This is a genomic window from Oleiphilus sp. HI0066 (genome assembly GCF_001635725.1).
The window spans coordinates 1-725 of the sequence record NZ_LWFH01001851.1; the positions used below are offsets into that span (position 1 = coordinate 1).

At 46.7% G+C, this 725-nt stretch carries 1 protein-coding gene and 1 pseudogene; both read right to left on the minus strand.

Features of this window, described 5'->3' with window-relative positions:
- Positions 1-261, minus strand: a pseudogene (gene relA, locus A3738_RS28625) (GTP diphosphokinase); the annotation flags it as partial.
- 34 nt (positions 262-295) lie between these two features.
- A partial coding sequence (locus tag A3738_RS28630; protein ID WP_156504572.1) for a methyltransferase domain-containing protein occupies positions 296-725 on the minus strand: 430 nt, incomplete at its 5' end.

Below are 725 nucleotides of genomic sequence, written 5' to 3' on the forward strand. Positions count from 1 at the left end.
AATAATCGCGTGCTCGTCCAAATCGAGTTCCGCCAAAATTTGCGCCATTTCTATGCCAATCAAAAACGTATCGTGATTGGAATTACTCCAGTAACGTTCTTCGTGCGACGGCGTTTTACTGTACTCTAGAGCGGCATGGCAAGCTTCACGCACGCGCTCGATCTCATTCAGATTCGTATCACTCTGTAAGTTCTCGAGCCATTGCTCGATCCCTTGTTCAGGTGATAAATCTGCGATGTAATCTTCGCGAACTTTTACCATGCGACATCCATAAGTTTTTATTAATTCGTATCGACTAGTCTTTCACAAACAGCGCGATCGACTCGACGTGTGATGTATGCGGGAACATATCCATAACACCTGCATTCACCAAACGATATCCGTTTTCAACAATTACGCCTGCGTCGCGTGCAAGGGTTGCGGGGTTACACGAGACGTACACGATCTTTTTCGCACCAAACTTGGTGAGATACTGACAGACTTCCAAAGCACCCGAGCGCGGTGGATCGATAAGAATCTTATCAAAGCCTTCATGCGCCCATTCTTCTTTCGTGAAGTCCGCCTGTAAATTGGCACCATAGAAGCGCAGGTTATCAAGATCGTTAAGTAAAGCATTTTCCTTGCCACGTACAACCATTGCATCGTCGCCTTCAACGCNTACAACCTCTTTACCTTGCGTGGCGAGCGGCACGGTGAAGTTTCCTAAACCACAGAACAGATCTAAA